At 72.2% G+C, this 20114-nt stretch carries 19 protein-coding genes and 1 tRNA gene; 2 read left to right on the top strand and 18 right to left on the bottom strand.

The window, feature by feature from the left end; translation table 11 throughout:
• Window positions 1–21 precede the first annotated feature (21 nt).
• Window positions 22–735 (top strand): hypothetical protein, encoded by a 714-nt coding sequence (locus ACTHLI_RS08020; protein WP_440182637.1) that lies wholly within the window; start codon window positions 22–24, stop codon window positions 733–735.
• Window positions 736–854: 119 nt separating this feature from the next.
• On the opposite strand, the gene ACTHLI_RS08015 is transcribed toward ACTHLI_RS08020, so the two are convergent.
• From ACTHLI_RS08015 to ACTHLI_RS08000, 4 genes are all read right to left on the bottom strand, one after another.
• Window positions 855–926 (bottom strand) — tRNA-Gln (locus ACTHLI_RS08015).
• A gap of 165 nt (window positions 927–1091) precedes the next feature.
• Window positions 1092–2051 (bottom strand): cytochrome b/b6 domain-containing protein, encoded by a 960-nt coding sequence (locus ACTHLI_RS08010; RefSeq protein WP_440182636.1) that lies wholly within the window; start codon window positions 2049–2051, stop codon window positions 1092–1094.
• Entirely contained in the window at window positions 2048–3556 is a 1509-nt protein-coding gene (gene gltX, locus ACTHLI_RS08005; RefSeq protein WP_440182635.1) for a glutamate--tRNA ligase, read from the bottom strand. Before gltX ends, ACTHLI_RS08010 begins: the two co-directional genes overlap by 4 nt.
• Window positions 3557–3674: 118 nt before the next feature.
• Window positions 3675–4442 (bottom strand): fumarylacetoacetate hydrolase family protein, encoded by a 768-nt coding sequence (locus ACTHLI_RS08000; protein ID WP_440182634.1) that lies wholly within the window; start codon window positions 4440–4442, stop codon window positions 3675–3677.
• 108 nt (window positions 4443–4550) lie between these two features.
• On the opposite strand from ACTHLI_RS08000, the gene ACTHLI_RS07995 reads away from it, so the two are divergent.
• Entirely contained in the window at window positions 4551–5411 is an 861-nt protein-coding gene (locus ACTHLI_RS07995; RefSeq protein WP_440182633.1) for an Fpg/Nei family DNA glycosylase, read from the top strand.
• Here the strand turns inward: ACTHLI_RS07995 and ACTHLI_RS07990 are convergent.
• From ACTHLI_RS07990 to ilvN, 14 genes are all read right to left on the bottom strand, one after another.
• Window positions 5401–6165 carry a GAF and ANTAR domain-containing protein gene (locus ACTHLI_RS07990; RefSeq protein WP_440182632.1) on the bottom strand — a complete coding sequence of 255 codons (765 nt, stop codon included), beginning with the start codon at window positions 6163–6165 and terminating at the stop codon, window positions 5401–5403. The two genes, ACTHLI_RS07995 and ACTHLI_RS07990, sit on opposite strands and share 11 nt — an antisense overlap.
• A gap of 55 nt (window positions 6166–6220) precedes the next feature.
• Window positions 6221–7303: a fatty acid desaturase family protein gene (locus ACTHLI_RS07985; protein ID WP_440182631.1), complete on the bottom strand. Its 1083-nt coding sequence runs from the start codon at window positions 7301–7303 to the stop codon at window positions 6221–6223.
• 258 nt (window positions 7304–7561) lie between these two features.
• A complete protein-coding gene (locus ACTHLI_RS07980; protein WP_440182630.1) occupies window positions 7562–8662 on the bottom strand; it encodes a branched-chain amino acid aminotransferase in 1101 nt (366 codons plus the stop codon).
• Complete coding sequence (locus ACTHLI_RS07975; RefSeq protein ID WP_440182629.1) at window positions 8659–9720, bottom strand: 3-isopropylmalate dehydrogenase; 1062 nt, start codon at window positions 9718–9720, stop codon at window positions 8659–8661. Before ACTHLI_RS07975 ends, ACTHLI_RS07980 begins: the two co-directional genes overlap by 4 nt.
• Window positions 9721–9836: 116 nt before the next feature.
• Window positions 9837–11441: an APC family permease gene (locus ACTHLI_RS07970; protein WP_440182628.1), complete on the bottom strand. Its 1605-nt coding sequence runs from the start codon at window positions 11439–11441 to the stop codon at window positions 9837–9839.
• 134 nt (window positions 11442–11575) lie between these two features.
• Complete coding sequence (gene serA, locus ACTHLI_RS07965; RefSeq protein ID WP_440182627.1) at window positions 11576–13168, bottom strand: phosphoglycerate dehydrogenase; 1593 nt, start codon at window positions 13166–13168, stop codon at window positions 11576–11578.
• Window positions 13169–13350: 182 nt separating this feature from the next.
• Window positions 13351–14514, bottom strand: coding sequence for a mannitol-1-phosphate 5-dehydrogenase (locus ACTHLI_RS07960; RefSeq protein ID WP_440182626.1), 1164 nt, complete (start codon window positions 14512–14514; stop codon window positions 13351–13353).
• Window positions 14515–14566: 52 nt separating this feature from the next.
• Window positions 14567–14923, bottom strand: a complete 357-nt coding sequence (locus ACTHLI_RS07955) for a hypothetical protein (protein WP_440182625.1) — start codon at window positions 14921–14923, stop codon at window positions 14567–14569.
• Window positions 14920–15345, bottom strand: coding sequence for a hypothetical protein (locus ACTHLI_RS07950; protein WP_440182624.1), 426 nt, complete (start codon window positions 15343–15345; stop codon window positions 14920–14922). Before ACTHLI_RS07950 ends, ACTHLI_RS07955 begins: the two co-directional genes overlap by 4 nt.
• Window positions 15346–15419: 74 nt before the next feature.
• Window positions 15420–15578 (bottom strand): hypothetical protein, encoded by a 159-nt coding sequence (locus ACTHLI_RS07945; RefSeq protein ID WP_440182623.1) that lies wholly within the window; start codon window positions 15576–15578, stop codon window positions 15420–15422.
• Between the two features lie 33 nt (window positions 15579–15611).
• Window positions 15612–16670, bottom strand: coding sequence for a C40 family peptidase (locus ACTHLI_RS07940; RefSeq protein ID WP_440182622.1), 1059 nt, complete (start codon window positions 16668–16670; stop codon window positions 15612–15614).
• 362 nt (window positions 16671–17032) lie between these two features.
• Complete coding sequence (locus ACTHLI_RS07935) at window positions 17033–18169, bottom strand: C40 family peptidase (protein ID WP_440182621.1); 1137 nt, start codon at window positions 18167–18169, stop codon at window positions 17033–17035.
• Window positions 18170–18488: 319 nt separating this feature from the next.
• The gene (gene ilvC / locus ACTHLI_RS07930; RefSeq protein ID WP_440182620.1) at window positions 18489–19514 is read right to left on the bottom strand and encodes a ketol-acid reductoisomerase; all 1026 of its coding nucleotides are present in this window, start codon (window positions 19512–19514) and stop codon (window positions 18489–18491) included.
• 37 nt (window positions 19515–19551) lie between these two features.
• A complete protein-coding gene (gene ilvN / locus ACTHLI_RS07925; protein ID WP_440182619.1) occupies window positions 19552–20061 on the bottom strand; it encodes an acetolactate synthase small subunit in 510 nt (169 codons plus the stop codon).
• Window positions 20062–20114 lie beyond the last annotated feature (53 nt).

Raw genomic sequence — 20114 nt, 5'->3', positions numbered from 1 at the left:
CGCCCGCCCCCGGAGGTCGCCATGAGCACCACCGTCTCCCGTCCTGCGGCCCCCGCCGACGTCGTCGTACTGCAGTACGCGGTGCCGATCCGCATGGTCGCCATCCCGCTCGGGATCCTCGTGGCCGCCGTCGTGGTGATGACGGCGATCACCTGGACCGTCGTCCGCGGCGGCGGCTCCGGCGCGGACCTCGAGTACAACGGCGCCGTCGTGTGGAGCCTGTTCGGCTTCGTCGTCGCGGTCGGCGTGCAGTCCGTATCGGTGACGTTCCCGCTCGCGCTCGCCCTGGGCACGACCCGCCGCACGTTCACGATCGGCACGCTCGTGAGCGCCGCGGTCGAGTCCGTGATGCTCGCGGCGGCGGCCCTCCTCCTGCTCGGCCTCGAGCGACTGACCGGCGGGTGGTTCGTCGGTGCCCCCGTGCTCGCCGACGCCACCCTCGGTGGCGGGAACCCGCTGCTCCTCGTCGGGACCATGTTCGGCCTGAGCCTGACCGCGTTGTCCGTCGGCGCGCTCTACGGCGCCGCGTGGATCCGGTTCGGCGCGTGGGGCCCTGCCGGGCTCGGGATCGCGAGTGCGGTGCTGCTCGCCGCGGTGCTGCTCGTCGCGCAGCCGGTGATCCCCGGCCTCACGGCGGCCGTGGGCGCCTGGGGGTCCGTCCTCATCGGCACGGCGCTCGTCGTCGTGTCGATGACCGGCGCCTACGTCCTCCTCCGGCGCGCGAGCGTGCGCTGACGCCGTCCGCTCATTCGGTCGAAGCACCACGATGCGGCCGGGATCCGGGGAGCATCAGCGCATTCGAGCAGCACGTGCAGAGAACACGAAAGGCCCGCACGAGGCGGGCCTTGGGAGAGCTGGGGTACCTGGACTCGAACCAAGAACAACTGAACCAGAATCAGCCGTGTTGCCAATTACACCATACCCCAGAGCCGCAGCCAGAGGGCTGCAGACCGGCGGCCCGTGGTGTGCGGACCGGTCGGCAAGCATACCCGACGCGGGCGGCGGATCCCGCCGCCGGCCCACTGCGCGCCTCCTGCCCTCCTGAGCGACATCTGCCCAGCGGCGCCGCAGGGCACCAGTCGCTCAGCGGGTCAGGAGCGACCGGAGGGCGATGGGCGCGGCTTCGGCGGGCGGTGCAGCACGGTGCCGGTCCGGGTCGCGAACCAGCGGACCACCGGCGGCCGGAGCGCCAGGACGAGGCCGGCGACGACCAGGAGCGAGACGGCGAAGACGATCAGCCCGGCCGGGCTCGTGTCGTCGCGACCGGCGTACATGTGGTTCAGGTTGCGGAGCGCGCCCGTGGCGAGCACGAGGAACACGTGCACCGCGGTGAACGCGACCAGGAACCACATCGTCCACCAGTGCACACGCTTCGCGACGCGGACGGGGAACCGCCGATCGAGGAACCGCAGCCGCGCCGCGAACCCCGGCGCCGCACGCAGCCCGGTGAGCACCGCGACGGGCGCGGCGAGGTACACGACCGCGAAGTAGCTCAGCTGCTGCAGCGCGTTGTAGTCGATCCAGCCGTCCTCCGTCGGCCAGGCGAACGAGGCGTACTGGAGCCCGGCGGACAGCGCCTGCGGCACGACGGCCCAGCTCGTGGGCACGATTCGCGCCCAGTGGCCGCTCACCGCGGCGAGCACGACGAACAGCACCCCGTTCAGCACCCAGAGGGTGTCGGCGACGAAGTGGGACCAGAGGTCGATCGCGATCCGGACCGGCACGTTCGCGGTGCGGATCCGCCCGTCGTTGCGCCGCGTCCAGAACGTGGTGGGGCGGCCGCCCCGGTGGATCCGCCAGCCCGAGCGCACCGTGAACAGGAGGAAGACGGCGTTCAGCCCGTGCTGCCAGGCCGCCCAGGCGGGGAAACCGACAGGCGTCCCGGCGGGCTGCGGGGCCGCCCCGGACCAGGTGCCGACGAACGCCTCCCCCGCCCCGGAGAACCGGAGGAGCCGCGCGGCGACCACGACGAGCACGACGAGGACGACAAGGCCGACGGCGACCCACGGCCACCGTCGACGGACGGCGGCCTGCGCCGGGCCGGCGCTCACGCTCCGGTCGGGAGGGCGCCGCGCAGCTTCCGCACGCGGGCCAGCGTCTCCGTGCTGCCGAGGATCGCGAGCGACTCGAACAGCGGCGGGGAGACCCGGCGGCCGCTCGTCGCGACGCGGACCGGGCCGAACGCGACGCGCGGCTTGAGCCCCAGCCCGTCGATGAGCGCGCCCTCGAGCGCGACGCGCACGCCCTCCACGGTCCACTCCTCCGCGGCGGCGAGCGCCTCCTCCGCGGCGGCGAGCACCTCGCCCGCGTTCTTCGGGAGGGACGCGACGGCGGCCTCCTCGGCCTCGAGCGCGTCCGCGGTCGTGAAGAAGGAGGCGAGCAGGTCGGGCGCCTGCCCGAGCAGCTGCATGCGCTCCTGCACGAGCGGCGTGAGCTCCCGGAGCAGCGCGAGCTGGTCGGGGGTCGGCTCGGCCGGCAGCACGTCCTTCACCTGCAGGTACGGCACCATGCGGGCGGCGAGGTCGTCGGGGTCGAGCAGGCGGATGTGGTCCCCGTTGATGGACTCGGCCTTCTTCAGGTCGAAGCGGGCCGGGTTCGGGTTCACGTTCCGGATGTCGAACGCCGCCGCGAGCTCCTGCTTCGAGAAGACGTCTCGGTCCGGCCCGATCGACCAGCCGAGCAGCGCGAGGTAGTTGAGCAGCCCCTCCGGGATGAAGCCCCGCTCCCGGTGGAGGAACAGGTTCGACTCCGGGTCGCGCTTCGACAGCTTCTTCGTGCCGTCGCCGAGCACGAGCGGCATGTGCCCGAAGCGCGGCACCCAATGCGCCACGCCGATGTCGATGAGCGCGTGGTACAGCGCGATCTGCCGGGGCGTCGAGGGCAGCAGGTCCTCGCCCCGCAGCACGTCGGTGATCCGCATCATCGCGTCGTCGACGGGGTTGACGAGCGTGTAGAGCGGCTTACCGCCGGGCCGGACGACCACGAAGTCGGGGAACGAGCCCGCGGCGAAAGTGATCGGGCCGCGGATCAGGTCGTCGAAGGACAGGTCCTCGTCCGGCACCCGGAGGCGCAGGGCCGGCTGCCGGTCGGCCGAGCGGTACGCGTCCCGCACGGCCGGGTCGCGCTCCCAGTTCCCGTACCCGAGCTGGACCGCGCGGCCCTCCTCGCGGTTGCGGGCCTCGATCTCCTCCGCGGTCATGAAGGACTCGTAGAGGTGCCCGGAGGCGGTGAGCCGCTCGATCACGTCCCGGTAGATCTCGCCGCGCTGCGACTGCCGGTACGGCTCGTCCGGGCCGCCCTTGTGGATCCCCTCGTCCCAGTCGAGCCCCATCCAGGTGAGCGCGTCGATGATCTGCTCGAACGACTGCTCGGTGTCGCGGGCGGCATCGGTGTCCTCGATCCGGAACACGAAGGTGCCGCCGGTGTGCCGGGCCTGCGCCCAGTTGAACAGGGCGGTGCGCACGAGGCCGACGTGCGGCAGCCCCGTCGGCGAGGGACAGAAGCGGACGCGCACCTCGGAACCGGTGGCGGTCGTGAACGGATGCGCGGTCGACATGGCGATCCGTGAGTCTACCGGCGCAGCACTTCGCGCCGATCAGGCCGGTCCGCGCGACGCGCCGCCTGTGGAGGGCGCCGGCTCGGCGTGCCGCGGAACGGGCCTGATCCGTGCGATGTCAGCGGGCGCGGGTGGTGTTCACCAGGCGGCCGATGCTGCCGATCTCGATCTCGACCCGCTGGCCGGCCACGATCTCGAGGTCGCCGAGCGGGCTGCCGGTGAGGATCACGTCGCCCGGGAGCAGCGTCCACACGTCCGACACGCGCGCGACGATCTCCGGGATCGACAGGATCAGGTCGCGGGTGTGGCCGGTCGAGCGCTCCTGGCCGTCCACCACCGTGCGGATCGGCACCCCGCGCGGGTCGAGGTCGGTCTCGATGGACGGGCCGAGCGGGCAGAACGTGTCGTACCCCTTCGCCCTGGCCCACTGGCCGTCGTCCATCATCTGGTCGATGGCGGTGACGTCGTTCGCGATCGTGTAGCCGAAGATCACGTCGTCGGCGTCCTCCTCCGCCACCCGCTTGGCGACGGCGCCGATCACGATGGCGAGCTCCCCCTCGTGCACGATCCGGCCGGGCACCGGCGGCAGCTGGATCGCGTCGTTCGGGCCGACGACCGAGGTGTTCGGCTTGAGGAAGATCACCGGGTCGGTCTTCGAGCCCGGCGGCAGCAGCGCCTCCACCCCGGGGTAGTTCAAGCCGATGCCGACGACCTTCGAGCGCGGGATGACGGGCGCGAGCAGGCGCGCCTCCGCGAGCGGCACGCGCTCCCCCGTCGTGTCGAACCCCTGGAACATCGGATCGCCGGCGAGGACGACGAGGTCCTCGTCGTCGACGATCCCGAACTGCGGGTCGCTGCCCCCTGCGGTGAACCGAGCGATCTTCACGGGCGACGAGCCTACCGGGGGTGCATTTCGAAGGGTTTTCTGGCGCCCCAGACGGCAGAAAACCCTTCGAAATGCACCGGCAGCCCTGATCGAGGCCAGAATTCCTCCATGCCCGAGATGCCGGAGGTGCACGCGCTCGCGGACGACCTCGCCGAGCGGCTCGTCGGGCACGTGGTCGCCCGGTTCGACGTCTCCGCCATCTCGGCGCTGAAGACCTTCGATCCGCCCGCGTCCGCGGTCGTCGGCGAGACCGTGCGCGATGTGACCCATTTCGGCAAGTTCCTCGACGTCGACCTCGGCGACGTGCACCTCGTGATCCACCTCGCGAAGGCGGGCTGGATCCGCTGGCACGACGTCCTCCCGCCCCCTCGCGCGGGCCGGGGCGCGCTCGCCGCGCGACTCGCGCTCGACGACGGGTCCGGCATCGCGATCACGGAGGCGGGCACGAAGAAGTCCCTGGCGATCTCCGTCGTCCGCGACCCCCTCGACGTGCCGCGCATCGCGACGCTCGGGCCCGATCCGCTGGCGGACGCGTTCACGGAGGAGCGGTTCGCCGCCGTGCTCGCCGACGCGGGGCGCGCGCAGATCAAGGGGGTGCTGCGCGACCAGGCGAGGATCGCCGGCATCGGCAACGCCTACTCGGACGAGATCCTGCACGCGGCGAGGATGTCGCCGTTCAAGCCCGCGGCGATGGCACCGGAGGAGGTGCACCGGCTGTACGAGGCGATGCGCGAGGTCCTCGCCGACGCGATCCGCCGCTCGGAGGGCCTCCACATGGCGGACCTGAAGGGCGAGAAGAAGGCGGGCATGCGCGTGCACGGCCGCACGGGTGAGCCGTGCCCGGTCTGCGGCGACACGATCAGGCAGGTGCGCTTCGCCGACAGCTCCCTGCAGTACTGCCCCACCTGCCAGACCGGCGGCAAGCCGCTCGCGGACCGGGCGCTGAGCCGGCTCGGCATCACGCGGTAGCGGGGCGAGGCGGCCGCAGCACGTCGAGGCTGCGGTCCACGACCGCGGCCGCGACCGTGCGGATCGGCGTGTTCGTGCGGCGCGCGTACGCGCGGATCGCCCGGAACGCCTCGTCGACGCCGAGGCCCGCGCTCCCCGCCAGCACACCCTTCGCCTGCTCGATGACGACGCGGGAGTCGAGCGCCTCCTGCAGCTGCTCGGCGACCGCCCGGGAGGCGTGGAGCACGCGCGCCTGCAGGACGCCGATCGTCGCCACATCGGCGAGCGCCCGGGCCGCGGCGAGGTCGGCGTCGTCCAGCGGGCGCACCCGCGGGTCGAGCAGGTTCATCGTGCCGATCACCTCCCGCCGCAGCCGCATCGGCACGGCGTGGACCGAACGGAAGCCGCGATCCCTGGCGGCGCGGGCGAAGTCCGGCCACCGCGCCGCCTCCTGCGCGATGTCGCCGACCGACACCGGCTCGCCGGTCCTGAAGCAGTCGAGGCAGGGGCCTTCCCGGGCCGACAGCTGCACGAGCTCGACCACGTCGACGTCCTCGTCGGTGGCCGCGAGCAGCTGCAGCTCGCCGTTCGGGTCGGCGAGCAGCAGCCCGCCGGCCGCGACGGCGAGCACCTCCGTGCACGTGTCGAGGAGGGTGTGCAGCAGTTCGATCAGGTCGTAGTCGGTGGTGAGGGTGTCGGAGAGCGCCACGAAGGCCCGGCCGAGCCGCGCCTCCCGGGTCTCGCGCTGCGCGGGAGCGACGACGGGCCGGACCATCCCGCCACGATCGGACGGGGCCCGACCGCGGTCGAGAGCACTTCGCCCCCTCCGCTCACGCCGCGCGGAACCTCGCGGCCGGCGGGCAGTCGAACGGGTCGGCGTGCCGCAGGCCCACCCGCTGCAGGTAGCGCACGACGATCCGCCACGACTGCAGCAGGGTCGTCTCGGTGTACGGCACGCCGAGCTCGGCGCAGTACTGCCGCACGATCGGGCGCGCGCGGCGCAGGTTGACGCTCGGCATGCTCGGGAACAGGTGGTGCTCGATCTGGAAGTTCAGGCCGCCCATCCCGACCCGGACGAGCAGGCCGCCGCGGATGTTCCTGGAGGTGAGCACCTGCCTCCGGAGGTGGTCGAGCCGTTCACGCGCGTCGATGATCGCCATGCCCTTGTGGTTCGGCGCGAAGCTCGCCCCCATCGTGAAGCCGAACACCGCGAGCTGGACGCCCATGAACGCGGCCCCGACGATCGGGCCGGCGGCGAGGAACACGAGCACCGGGAAGCCGAGCAGCCGCGCCGCGATGAGCGCGCCCTCGAGCAGCCGGTGCTCGACGTGCTCGCCCTTGATGACCGCGAGCACCGCGTTCCGGTGCAGATCGACGCCGGCGAGCAGCAGGAGGGGGAAGAAGAACCAGCCCTGCAGGCGCATCAGCCGCCCGGGGAGCCCGGTGCGGCTCGCGGCGTCGATCGGGGTGAAGACGAGCGCGCCGGGTTCGATGTCCCCGTCCTTGCCCATCGTGTTCGGGTTCGCGTGGTGACGGGAGTGCTTGTGCATCCACCACCCGTAGCTGAGGCCCACGCCGAGGTTGCCGATCCATCGGGACAGCGCCGCGTTGCGCGCGTTCGACGAGAACACCTGGCGGTGGGCGCTGTCGTGCGCGAGGAACGCCGTCTGCGTGAACAGCACGCCGAACAGGCCGGCCACGAGCAGCTGCCACCAGGTCGGCCCGAGGAGCAGGAGGGCCGTGACGGCGCCGGCGAACGCGCCGACGAGGAGGGCCGCGCGGACGACGTACCAGCCCGGCCGGCGCCCGAGCAGCCCGGCCGCCTGGACACGGCGGCGCAGCTCGGTGAAGTCGCTGGCATGCTGCCGCTCGGCGGTGCCGGGCGGCCCGCTGCGGGGCGTCGTGGTGCGCACGGCACCGAGGGGACGGACGGGGGCGGCAGGCTCGGACATGATGCTCCGGATCGCGATGGACGGGCATCGCCGAGGTCTGGAGCGACGGGAGCAGCCTAAGCAGGCCGGAGGCGCCCTCGTGCCGTGCGAGGCGATCCATTGCCGCTGCTCAGGTTCGCGGATCCGGAAGAATTCGCCGACACGCCGGGTCCGAGCGCTCGGACCCGGGGGGTCGCGCAGAAATTCCGGATCCGCGAGAGGAAGCCGGATCCGGGAGGGTCAGGCCAGGCGGTGCATCCAGCCGTGGTGGTCGGGGCGGCGACCGTACTGGATGTCCGTGAGCTCCTCGCGGACGCTCATCGTCAGCGCCCCGGGCTCGGCGTCGGGCGCGCCGATCTCGAAGTCGCGCGCCTTCAGCCGCCCGATGGGCGTGATGACCGCGGCGGTGCCGCACGCGAACGCCTCCACGATGCGCCCGGACTCGACGCCCTCGCGCCACTCCGCGACCGAGAACCGACGCTCCTCGACCACGTGCCCGCGCTCCTCGAGCAGCCGGATCACGGAGGAACGAGTGATCCCCTCGAGGATCGTGCCGAGCGCGGGCGTGACCACGCGGCCGTCCTCGTATACGAAGAAGACGTTCATCCCGCCGAGCTCCTCGACCCAGGTGCGCTCCTCCGAGTCGAGGAAGAGCACCTGCTGGCAGCCCTGCTCGTACGCCTCCGCCTGCGGCAGGAGGCTGGCGGCGTAGTTACCGCCCGTCTTCGCGGCGCCCATCCCGCCCCGGCCGGCCCGCGACCAGTCCTCCGAGAGCCAGATCGACACCGGCGCGATGCCGCCGTGGAAGTAGGCGCCCGCCGGGGAGGCGATGACGTGGAAGTCGACCCCGTGCGCGGGGCGGACGCCGAGGAACGCCTCCGAAGCGATCATGAACGGGCGGAGGTAGAGGCTCGTCTCCGGCGCGGACGGCACCCAGTCCTTGTCGATCCCCACGAGGTGCTCGATCGCCGCGATGAACGCCGACTCGGGCAGCTCGGGCAGCGCGAGGCGACGGGCCGAGCGCTGCATGCGCTCCGCGTTCGCCTCCGGCCGGAACGTCCAGACGGAGCCGTCGGCCCAGCGGTAGGCCTTGAGGCCCTCGAAGATCTCCTGCGCGTAGTGCAGGACCGCCGCGGCCGGGTCCAGGGTGAGCGGCCCGTACGGCTTCACGACCGCGTCGTGCCAGCCGCGCTGCTCCGACCAGGCGATGGAGACCATGTGGTCGGTGAAGTGCTTGCCGAACCCGGGGTCGGCCAGGATCGCCTCCCGCTCCGCCTCCGCCCGGCGAGCGGCCGACGGCGTCGTGTCGAAGTCGAGGGCGAACGAGGTGGTCGTGGTCATCGGTGCTCCAGGAAGGGGAGGGCGGCGCGGACCGCGTCGCCGATCTCGGTCGTCGTGCGCTCCGCCGACCCCCGCGAGGCGAGATCGGTGGTGACGGCGGCCGTGACCCTGCCGGCCGCCTCGGTGAGACCGAGGTGGTCGAGCAGCAGCGCGGTCGAGAGGATGGCGGCCGTGGGATCGGCCTTCCCCGTGCCGGCGATGTCCGGCGCCGAGCCGTGGACCGGCTCGAACATGGAGGGGAAGGCGCCGCTCGGGTTGATGTTCCCGGAGGCCGCGAGCCCGATGCCGCCGCTGATCGCGCCGGCCAGATCGGTGAGGATGTCGCCGAAGAGGTTGTCCGTGACGACGACGTCGAACCGAGCGGGGTCGGTGACGAGGAAGATCGTAGCCGCGTCCACGTGCAGGTAGTCCACCTCGACGTCCGGGAACTCCTCGCCCACCGCGTCGACGATGCGCTTCCAGAGCGAGCCGGCGGACGTCAGCACGTTCGTCTTGTGCACGAGGGTCAGCTGCCCCCGCCGCTCGGCGGCCTTCGCGAACGCGTACCGGACCACGCGCTCGACGCCGTACGCGGTGTTGACGCTCACCTCGTTGGCGATCTCCTGCGGGGTGCCGACCCGGATGGCGCCGCCGTTGCCGACGTACGGCCCTTCGGTGCCCTCACGCACGACGACGAAGTCGACCGCGCCGGGGTTCCGAAGCGGGCTCTCGACGCCCGGCCACAGCACGGTCGGGCGGAGGTTCACGTAGTGGTCGAGCGCGAACCGCAGCTTCAGCAGCAGCCCCCGCTCGATGTTCGCGTCCTTCAGCCGCGGATCCCCGGGCTTGCCGCCGACCGCGCCGAGGAGGATCGCGTCGTGCGTCGCGATCGCCGCGAGTTCGTCGTCCGGCAGCACGTCGCCGGTCGCGAGGTACCGGGAGGCGCCGAGCGAGAACTCGGTGGTCCGGATCTCCGCCTCCGCGCCGACCGCCGCGGTCATGACCTTGAGCGCCTCGGCCACCACCTCCGGACCGATCCCGTCGCCGCCGACGACCGCGAGACGGATGGTGCGGGGCATAGAGCGAGGTCCTTCCGGTACGGGGTCATCAGGCTACTCGCGCACCGCGGCGCCTTCCCTCGCCCGAGGCGTCGATGCGGGGACCCGAGCGCCGGGCCCCCGCATCTCCGCGCGGCTCAGTCGGTCACGCGGTGCAGGTCCCGCACCGGCTCGCCCTCGCGGTACGCGACCCGCGGGATGACCTCCCCGCGGAAGTACGCGCGACCCCGGCGGTAGTACAGGGCGAGCAGCACGAACCCGATGAGCAGGCCGACGATGCCGACGAAGCCGGTCGCGCCGATGCCGAAGATCGTCACGTTCTTGCCGTTCGCGTCCTGCAGCCAGTCCGGGAGCGAGTACTCGTAGGCGCCGTAGACGAAGACGATCACGAGCATCACGCCGCCGAGGAACGGGAACAGGCCCCGGAACACGAAGCGGCCGACGCTCGTGAAGAGCGTCCGACGGTAGAACCAGGTGCAGGCGAAGCCCGTGAGCCCGTAGTAGAAGGCGATCATCAGGCCGAGCGAGCCGATGAGCGCGTTGTAGAGGCTCTGGCTGATCGCCGTGACGAGCAGGAAGAACACGCACGAGACCACGCCCATGCCGATGGTCGACCAGGTGGGCGTCTGGAACCGCGGGTGCATCCGCGAGAACACCGACGGGATCGCGCGGTGCGCGGCCATCGACAGGGAGGTCCTCGCCGTCGGGAGGATCGTCGTCTGGGTGCTCGCGGAGGCGGACGTGAGGATGGTCGCCGCGAAGAGCACCTGGAGCACGTGCCCGATCGGGCTGTTGCCGAACACGGCGCCCGACATGGCGCTGAACACGTCGCCCGAGTTGTTCGGGTTCGCGAGCCCGACGCCCTTCGTCCCGACGCCCGCGAAGGAGATCGTGGCGATGGAGACCAGGAGGTAGGTGACGAGCAGCAGCACCGTCGAGAGGATCGCGGCGCGGCCGGGCGTCTTCGCCGGGTCGCGCGTCTCCTCGTTCACCGAGACCGCGCTGTCCCAGCCCCAGTAGATGAAGATCGCGGCGAGGATCGCGGGCGCGACCGCCTGCGCGAAGTCGAGCCCGAACGGGTTGAACCAGCTCCACTGGAACGGGATGGAGTACGGCTCGCCGTTCCCGGACGCGACCCGGGCCAGTGCGGTCCCCGCGAACACGAAGAGCAGGAGGATCTCGAACCCGAGGAGGAAGTACTGGACCCGGGCGGAGATCTCGATCCCGCGGTAGCAGATCCAGGTCATGACCGCGATCCAGAGCAGGCCGACGATCGTCGATGCCCAGACGTTGTTCGCGAGCGCGGCGACCCCCGGCAGGCCGAACCCGCCGACGAACACGAACGAGTACTGACCGGCGACGAAGGCCAGGTTGGCCATCACGATGATGTCCGCGATGATGATCGCCCACCCGCCCATCCAGCCGGTGATCGCGCCGAACGCGCGCGTCGCCCAGGTGAACGTCGTCCCGCAGTCCGGGTCGGTGCTGTTCAGCTCCTTGTAGGCCTGCGCGATGAGGTACATCGGGATGAACGCGAGCAGGAGCATCGCGGGAGCGTGCACGCCGACCGGCGCGGTGCCGCCGACGATGATGAAGCCGAGGCTCGCGGCGAGACTGTAGGCCGGCGCGGTCGAGGCGGTGGCGACGACGACCGAGCCGAGCAGCCCGATCGCCCCCTTCTTCAGCCCCTTGTCGGCGGCCGCGTTCTCCGCGGCGACGGTGGTGATGAGCGGTTCGGACACGACGCCTCCATCCAGCTGCGGGGCACGACATCGGGCCCCTGAGGTGATCCGCTCCGGAGCCTAGCGCTCAGCGTGTTTCGAGCGGATCACGTTGCGCCAGAGACTTTCGACTGTCGGATCCGACGGTCCCGGCGTCAGTCTGCGACGAGATCGATGGCGACGAGGCGCGAGGCCTGGATCCGCTCGCGGATGTCGTCGAGGACGTCCTCCGGCGCCTCCGAGTCGATCGTCAGCACGCTCAGCGCGGTGCCGCCCGCGACGTCCCTGGCGATCTGCATGCCGGCGATGTTCACGCCCGCCTCCCCGAACGCGGCGCCGTACTGGGCGACGATGCCGGGCCGGTCGGTGTAGGTGAACACGACGTGATGGTCCGCGAGCGGGACCTCGACGTCGTACCCCTCGATCTCGGTGAGCTTCGCGATCTGCTTCGGCCCCGTGAGGGTGCCCGACACCGAGTGCGTGGAGCCGGAGGTGGTCGCGCCCTTCAGCGAGATGACGTTGCGGAAGTCGGTGCTGACCGGGTCCGTGATCAGCCGCACCTGGATGCCGCGCTCCTCGGCGAAGAGCGGCGCGTTGACGTACGAGACGTTCTCCGTCAGCGTGCGGACGAACAGGCCCTTCAGTGCCGCGAGCTTGAGCACGCTCACGTCGTACTCGTTCAGGTCGCCGCGGACCTCGACGTCGAGGTTCGCGATCGGGCCGTCCGCGAGCGCGGCGAACACCTGGCCGAGCCGCTCGACGAGCGGGATGCCCGGCCGGACGTAGGGGTCGATGATGCCGCCCGCGACGTTCACGGCGTCGGGCACGAGCTCGCCGCCGAGCGCGAGCCGCACGCTGCGCGCGACCGCGACGCCCGCCTTCTCCTGCGCCTCGTCGGTGGAGGCGCCGAGGTGGGGCGTGACCTGCAGGTTCGGCTCCGCGATGAGCGCCGGGTTCTTCGGCGGCTCGGACACGAACACGTCGAGCGCCGCGCCGGCGATGAGCCCGGCGGCGAGCGCACGCTCGAGCGCGGCCTCGTCGATGATGCCGCCGCGGCTGCAGTTCACGATCCGCAGCGAGGGCTTCGCGACCGCGAACTCCGGATCGCCGATCAGGCCGGTGGTCTCCGGGGTCCTCGGGATGTGGACCGTCACGAAGTCGGAGACTCGCATGAGCTCGTCGAGCCCGAGGAGCTGCACGCCGAGCTGCTGAGCGCGCGCGGGGGTGACGTAGGGGTCGTAGGCGACGAGGGTGACGCCGAACGGCTGGAGACGCTGCGCGACGAGCGTGCCGATGCGGCCGAGCCCGACGATCCCGACCGTCTTCTCGTACAGCTCGACGCCGGTGTACTTCGACCGCTTCCACTCCCCCGCCTTCAGCGACGCGTGCGCGTCGGGCAGATGGCGCGCGAGGCCGAGCAGGTGCGCGATCGCGAGCTCGGCGGCGGAGACGATGTTCGACGTCGGCGCGTTGACCACCATGACGCCGGCCTTGGTGGCTGCGGCGATGTCGACGTTGTCGAGGCCGACGCCGGCGCGGGCCACGACCTTCAGCCGAGCGCCTGCCGCGATCGCCTCCGCGTCCACCTGGGTCGCGGAGCGGACCAGGAGGGCGTCCGCATCGGCGAGCGCTGCGAGCAGCGCCGGACGGTCGGTGCCGTCCACGTCGCGGATGTCGAAGTCGGGGCCGAGGGCCGCGACGGTGGCGGGCGAGAGCTGCTCGGCGATCAGCACGACGGGCTTGGTCACGGTCCAGGAGCCTACCGACGCCTCGCGCCGCGCTCGCCACGCCCTGCTCGGGGTGGTCTCGAGGCCGCTCCGCGGCACCTCGACCACCGGATGCCCCGACGCTGCGCACCCGCCCCGCTGGTCTAGGTGCGAGCGAAGCGAGCCTCGAGACCACCCCGCCCCCGACCAGCGGGCGCGGCGGGTCAGCCTTTGCGGCCCTCGAACAGCGCGAGGAGATCGGCGAACAGCGGGTGCGCGGGTTCGATGCCGGTCACGACCGTCACGGCGCCGTCGGGCTCCTCCTCGCGGAGGATGCGCTGCAGCTCGACGCTCTCGGCGTCGTCCGGCACGTCGAAGCGGAGGGCGTCGGCGATCCCGCGCAGGAGGGCGTCCCTCGGCATGCCGCGCTCGGCGAGCTCCGCGGCGGGCCCGATGAAGCGCTCGTGACGGCTCAGCTTGCGGAGCGGCCCCCTGCCGACGCGCTCGACGGTGTCCGGCAGCTCCGGGTTGGAGAGGCGGCTGAGGATCTTCCGGCCGTACGCGGCCTGCTCCGCCTCGTCCAGCCCGAACTTGGCCACGAGGAGCGACCGCGTCTCCGCGATCGCCGCCTCCACCTCGCTCCGGATCGCGGGGTCGGTGATCGCGTCCGTGATCGAGTGGATGCCGCGCGCGAAGCCGTGGTACGCGGCGGTCGCGTGGCCGGTGTTGACGGTGAACAGCTTCCGCTCGATGAACGGCGCGAGGTCGTCGACCCAGTGCACGCCGACGATCGCAGGAGGTGCGCCGTCGAACGGGGTGCGGTCGATGACCCACTCGTGGAACGGCTCCAGCACCACGTCGAGGCCCGCGTCGGGGGCCTGCGCCGGAACGATGCGGTCGATGGCGGTGTTCGCGAACGCCGCGACGGCGTCGAGCCGGTCGGCGTCCGCCTCCGGCAGCGCTGCCCGCACCTCGGCCTCGAGCAGGTCCGTCGCGTTGATGGCGTTCTCGCACGCGAACACGGCGAGCCGGCCGCCCGCGATCACGTCCTCGCCGATCTCGATGCGCCGCTCGATCCCCCGCGCGATCACCGGCGCGACGAAGGGCAGGACGCGCGGCCCGACCGCCGTGGTGACGACGTCGGCCGTGGCGATCTCGTCCACGAGGCGCGCCTCCTCCGTCCGGCTGTTGATCGCCCGGAAGTCGGTGACGACCGTGGTCCTGCCGCCCTCGCCGATCTCGGTGACCCGGTAGGACTCGGCCGCGTCGAGCGCGTCGATCAGCGCGTCCGCGACGTCGGCGAACACCACCTCGTAGCCGCTCTCGTGCAGCAGCTCCCCCACGAACCCGCGGCCGATGTTCCCCGCGCCGAAATGCACCGCTTTCATGCCTCGGACGCTATCGCTCCGACACTCCGCGCCGCTGCACGCGTCCGTCCGGTCAGAGGGCGCCGATCACGGAGAGGAAGAACGCGAGCTGGCTGAGCGACAGCGCCTGGGAGGCGCAGAGCGCGAGCACGAGCACCAGCGCGAACCCGGCCGGCCGGCGCCTCCGGCCGAGCAGCAGGGCGGCCGCGTAGGCGACGACGGGGATGGCGATGCCGAGCAGGAGGACGACCCAGGCGGTCGCGGTCAGCTGACGACCCATGACGCCCGCGAACCCGAGCCAGACCACCAGGTTCGAGACGGCGCCGTAGACCTGCCAGAGGAACGCGAGGAGGAAGGCGAGGGCGATCCACAGGGTCGCCCTGCGGCGGGGGCGCGGCGGCGCGCCGGTGTCGGCGGTGTCGGCGCTCACGGGGATCCCGCCAGGATCGCGGGCCAGGGCACGAGCAGGACCGCGCCGAGCAGCAGGAGCGCGAGCCGCCGCGACGGCACGTGGACCCGCCACGCGACGATCGCGAACCAGACGACGGGGGCGAGCACGGCGAGCACGCGTCCCGCGACGTTGAGGACGAACGCCGCGATCTCGACGGCGGACCCTGACCCGGTGTCGAGGGATGCGGCGATCTGCAGCTGGAACGCGCTCCGGATCCAGAAGGCCGTCTCGATGACGGCGACGCCGCCGAGGACCCCGATCACCAGCAGGGCGAATCCGCCCCCTGAGGCTCGGCGGCCGCCGGAGGGTCGGTCGTCGATCAGCGGGGCCGGTCGCTCGGGCGCGGCGAGCGCGTCGTCGCCCTCCCAGGACAGCGCGTCCTCATCGGTCGGGTCGGTCATGGCCCCTCGATCCTGCCGCACTCGGCCGGCCGCTCCGCGCAGAGGCCCCGAGACGTAGGACCGCGGCCGCGGTCTCAGCCGTCCGTGATGCGCAGGACGACGCTCCCGGGCCCGTCGCCGCGATCGAGCAGCCGCTCCAGCGCGAGGTGCGCGCGGTACTGCCGGCCGTCCTCGCGGAAGGAGGTCGGCGACACGGACCGCCGCCGCCCGGCGGCCGGCAGCGCGGGGCTCATCCCCTCACGCTCCGCGTGCCGACCCGGGGCCGCTCAGCCGGTGAAGCGCGCGACCATCGGGGCGAGGTCCGCCGTGCGCACCGGCACCTCCCGGACCGCCTTACCCGGGTAGGGGGCCTCGATCATGTTGCCGCCGCCGGAGTACATGGTCACGTGGTAGAAGTCGCCGCTGCCGTAGAACAGCAGGTCGCCGGGCTTCGCGTCCTTGTACGGCACGAGCAGGCCCTGGCTCCGCGCGAACTGGTACTGGACGTTCACGCCGTGACCGCCGATGTTCCTGCCGGCGGCCGCGAAGGCGCCCATGGTGAGTCCCGAGCAGTCCCAGGCGTTCGGGCCAGCGGCGCCGAAGACGTAGGGGTCGCCGATCTGGGCGCGAGCGAATGCGATGACCTTGGCGGCGACGGAGGCGCTCGAGGGCAGGTCGGTGTAGGCCGTCACGAGCGCGGGGCTCCGGCCGGGCGACCGCTGTTCCTGCGCCTTCGCGACGAGCTGCATCGCCTTGGTCGCGGCCTGCTTGGCCTGGTCGTAGAGCGACTTCGCGTCCTGCTCCTGGCTCGCGAGGCGATCCGCGGCGAGCCTCGCCTGCGTCCTCAGGTCCTCCGCCTGCGCCTGGTCGCGCTTCGCGTCGTCGGCGAGCTGCGCCGTGTCCGAGGTCATCTCCGACATGCGGCTGAGGTGGTAGAGCACCTGGCTCGCTCCGCGGCCGGAGAGGAGGACCTCCGTGGTCTGCCCGACCGAGCCGCCGGTGCGCGCCAGCTGCGCGGCGACGGCGGCGGCGCGGGCACGGGAGCGTTCGGCGACGAGCGCGGCGCGGTCGGCGGCGGAGCTCAGGTCCCGGTACGTCTTCTTCGCGTCGGCGGCCGCGTGCTGGGCCTTCAGGTAGGCCTCGTCCGCCCGGGCCGCGGCCTTGCCGGCGGTGTCGGCCTGCGAGCGGAGGGAGGCGATGCACGCCGTGAGGGCGGAGCCGGACAACCCGGTGGGGCTCGTGCAGGTCGAGGAGGCGGACGCGGAGGTGAAGCCGGATGCGGCGATGGCGCCGGCGAGAGCGGTGGTGATCGCGATCGTCGCGATGTTCCGGGCACGGGTGGGCACGGGGCGGTTCCTCCTGTTGTGGCGCACCGCGATCGCCGTGGGGTACGGCTCCAGAGCCCGTCAGCGCGCACAGCGGACAGGGGGTGAACGTGCGTGCGGTGGGACGACGGGGTGGTCGTGATGTCGTGGCCGGCAGGTGGGTGGCCGACCGCGGGCGAAGCTAGCAGCGGAAGACGGCGACCGCACACCCTGGGTGTTATCGGAACGTGACCTGGACTCGGCGTGTCGTTACCGGATCGAGGCCTCCGAGTGCGGTATTGCCCTGGAAAACCCCGGTCACGACTGGGATTCCGCTGTCTCGGCAGCGGGTCGACCACCCGGAGTTGCGCCGGATCGGCGACTTCCACCCGTCGGAAGTCGGGTCACCCGATGTGCGCGGCCTGCGCCACCAGCTGGTCGGTCCGCACCGGCGCCTCCCGGACCGTCGCACCGGGGTACGGCGCCTCGAGCATGAGGCCGTTCCCTGCGGAGATCGTCACGTGGTACATGTCGCCGCCACCGTCCGTGTAGAACAGCAGATCGCCCGGCTGCGCGGCGGCGACCGGCACCAGCTCGCCTCGGCTCGCGGCGAGCCGGTACTGGGCGGTGGCGGAGTGCGGGCCGATGGACACCCCGGCCGCGGCGTAGGCGGCGAGGGTGAGGCCGGAGCAGTCGTAGGAGTCGGGGCCGGCCGCCCCGAAGACGTAGGGCTTGCCGATCTGCGCGATCGCGAAGCGCACCGCCCGGGCACCGGCCGAATCCCCCGCCGGCGCGGCGGCCGCCTTCGGCAGGCATGCGGCCACCGGAGCGGTGCCGACATGCGCGCAGACCTCGGCATCGTTCCGCGCCCGGGCCAGCAGCCGCACCTGCTCCGCGAGGGCCGAGTCGACCGCGGCCTTCGCCGCGCTCGCGGCGTGCTTCGCGGCGTCGTAGGCCCGCGCCGCTTCCTCCGCCGCGGCCTCTGCATCAGCGGCGTCCGACCGCGCGACGGCCGCGAGCTGCTTCGCCTCGGCGGCCTGCACTTTCGCCTGCCGGAACAGCAGCTGGGACTGCACACTGAGCTGCCCCGTCGTCGTGAGGCCGCCGAGCACCCCTTCCGCGGTCTGCGCGTTGAGCATGAGATCCAGCGGGAGGGTGCCGAGGTTCGTCCTCGCGAGCTGCGCCGCGGCCGCCGCAGCGCGTGATCGCGTCTCCGCCGCCTGCTGCGCCGCTGCCGTCGCGGCCTCCTGCGCGGAGGAGAGGGTCTGCTGGGCCGTGTCGGACGCGGCCTGCGCGGCGTCCGCGTGCTCCCCGGCCTGCTGCGCCACCCGGCCCGTGCGCTCGGCCGTCCGTTGGAGCGCGACGATGCGCGCTGCGAGCGCCTGGGCCTGCGTCTGGGCGTGCGATCGGCCGCTCGCGGATGCGCTGGGCGAGGGGGTCGGGGTCGGGGTCGCCGCGAGGGCGGCAGTGGGCGATCCGAGCACGATCGCCGCGGCGGTCAGCGCCGCTACCGCAGCGCCTGCACGCGTCCGTCCAGCCATCGCCGGCTCTCCCGCGAGCAGCGCAGGGGCGGATCGCTCCACCGGTGCGTTCGGGGCGCCCGCGTGTTCCTCGAGGGGTCGGCGGTCGGGTGGCCGCCGATGGCGGGACTGTACTGAATCACCCCGTGAGCGCGCGACACTCCGGCCGGGATCTGCGCATTCCGGCCGCCGATCGGGTACAGGCCGCCCCCCGCTCCCCTTCGTCGTTCAGGAGTTTCTGCGCGGTGAGCGCAGGAACTCCTGAACGACGAAGGGTGTCGAGCGGGGTGTTCTTTCACGGATTAGGGCCTGGGCCCATATCCGTGAAAGGGAGCGAGGGTCAGCGAGCGACGGAGCCCTCGGTGTAGTCGTCGTCCGACGTGCGCCAGGCGAAGAGGGCGCGCAGCTCGCGGCCGGTCTCCTCGATCGGGTGCTGCTCGCCCTTCTTGCGGAGCTCGAGGAACTCCTTCGCGCCGTTGTCCTGGTCGTCGATGAACCGCTTCGCGAAGGCGCCGGACTGGATGTCCGCGAGGACCGCCTTCATGTTCTCCTTGACGTGCGGGTCGATGACGCGCGGGCCGGAGACGTAGTCGCCGTACTCCGCGGTGTCGGAGACGCTCCAGCGCTGCTTGGCGATGCCGCCCTCCCACATGAGGTCCACGATGAGCTTCAGCTCGTGGAGCACCTCGAAGTAGGCGATCTGCGGCTGGTAGCCGGCCTCGACCAGGGTCTCGAAGCCGTACTGGACGAGCTGCGAGGTGCCGCCGCAGAGCACGGCCTGCTCGCCGAAGAGGTCCGTCTCGGTCTCCTCGGTGAAGGTGGTCTTGATGCCGCCGGCGCGGAGGCCGCCGATCGCGCGGGCGTAGGACCAGGCGAGGTCCCAGGCCTTCCCGGTCGCGTCCTGCTCGACGGCCACGATCACGGGCACGCCGCGGCCGGCCTCGAACTCGCGGCGCACGGTGTGGCCCGGGCCCTTCGGTGCGACCATCACGACGTCGACGCCCTTGGGCGCGGTGATGTAGCCGAACCGGATGTTGAAGCCGTGGCCGAAGAGGATGGCGTTGCCGTCCTCCAGGTTCGGGGCGATGTCGTCCGCGTACAGGTGCCGCTGCACCTGGTCGGGCGCGAGGATCACGATCACGTCGGCCCACTTCGCGGCGTCGGCCGGGGTGTGGACGCGGAAGCCCGCGTCCTCCGCCTTCTGACGGCTCTTCGAGCCCTCCTTCAGGCCGACGACGACCTCGACGCCGGAGTCGCGCAGGTTCAGCGCGTGCGCGTGGCCCTGGCTGCCGTAGCCGATGACGGCCACCTTCTTGCCCTGGATGATGGAGAGATCCGCGTCGTTGTCGTAGACGATGTCGGTCATTGCATGCCTTCCTGCTGGGTGGTGATCCGCCGCGCGCTCAGGAGCGCGGGAGCGAAGCGGTGATGGACTTCGGGCCGCGCCCCATGGCGAGGAGCCCGGACTGCGCGAGCTCGCGGATGCCGAACTGCTCGAGCATCTTGAGCAGACCGGCGGTGCGCTGCGTGCCCGCGACGAGCTCGATCACGAGCGCCTCCGGGGTCACGTCGACCACCTGGGCGCGGAACAGCTCGACGATCTCGAGCACCTGCGGGCGGGTCGCGGTGTCGACCTTGACCTTGACCAGCACGTGCTCGTGCAGCACGGACTGCTCCGGCTCGAGCTCGACGATCTTGATGACGTTGATCAGCTTGTTCAGCTGCTTGGTGACCTGCTCGAGCGGCAGGTCCTCCACGTCGACCACGACCGTGATCCTGGACAGCCCGACGACCTCGCAGTTGCCGACGGCGAGCGATTCGATGTTGAACCCGCGGCGCGCGAAGAGCCCGGCGACACGGGTGAGCAGCCCCGGCTTGTCCTCGACGAGCAGGGAGAGGACGTGCCGGCTCACGACTCGTCCGCCTCGAGCTCCTCGCTCCCGCCCTGCGGCGCGGGCAGCACGAG

This window comes from Amnibacterium sp., assembly GCF_051956055.1.
In the GTDB taxonomy this organism is placed as follows: Bacteria; Actinomycetota; Actinomycetes; order Actinomycetales; family Microbacteriaceae; genus Amnibacterium.
The sequence above is the reverse complement of the archived record's forward strand: the minus strand, read 5'-3'. Positions and strand labels throughout refer to the sequence as shown.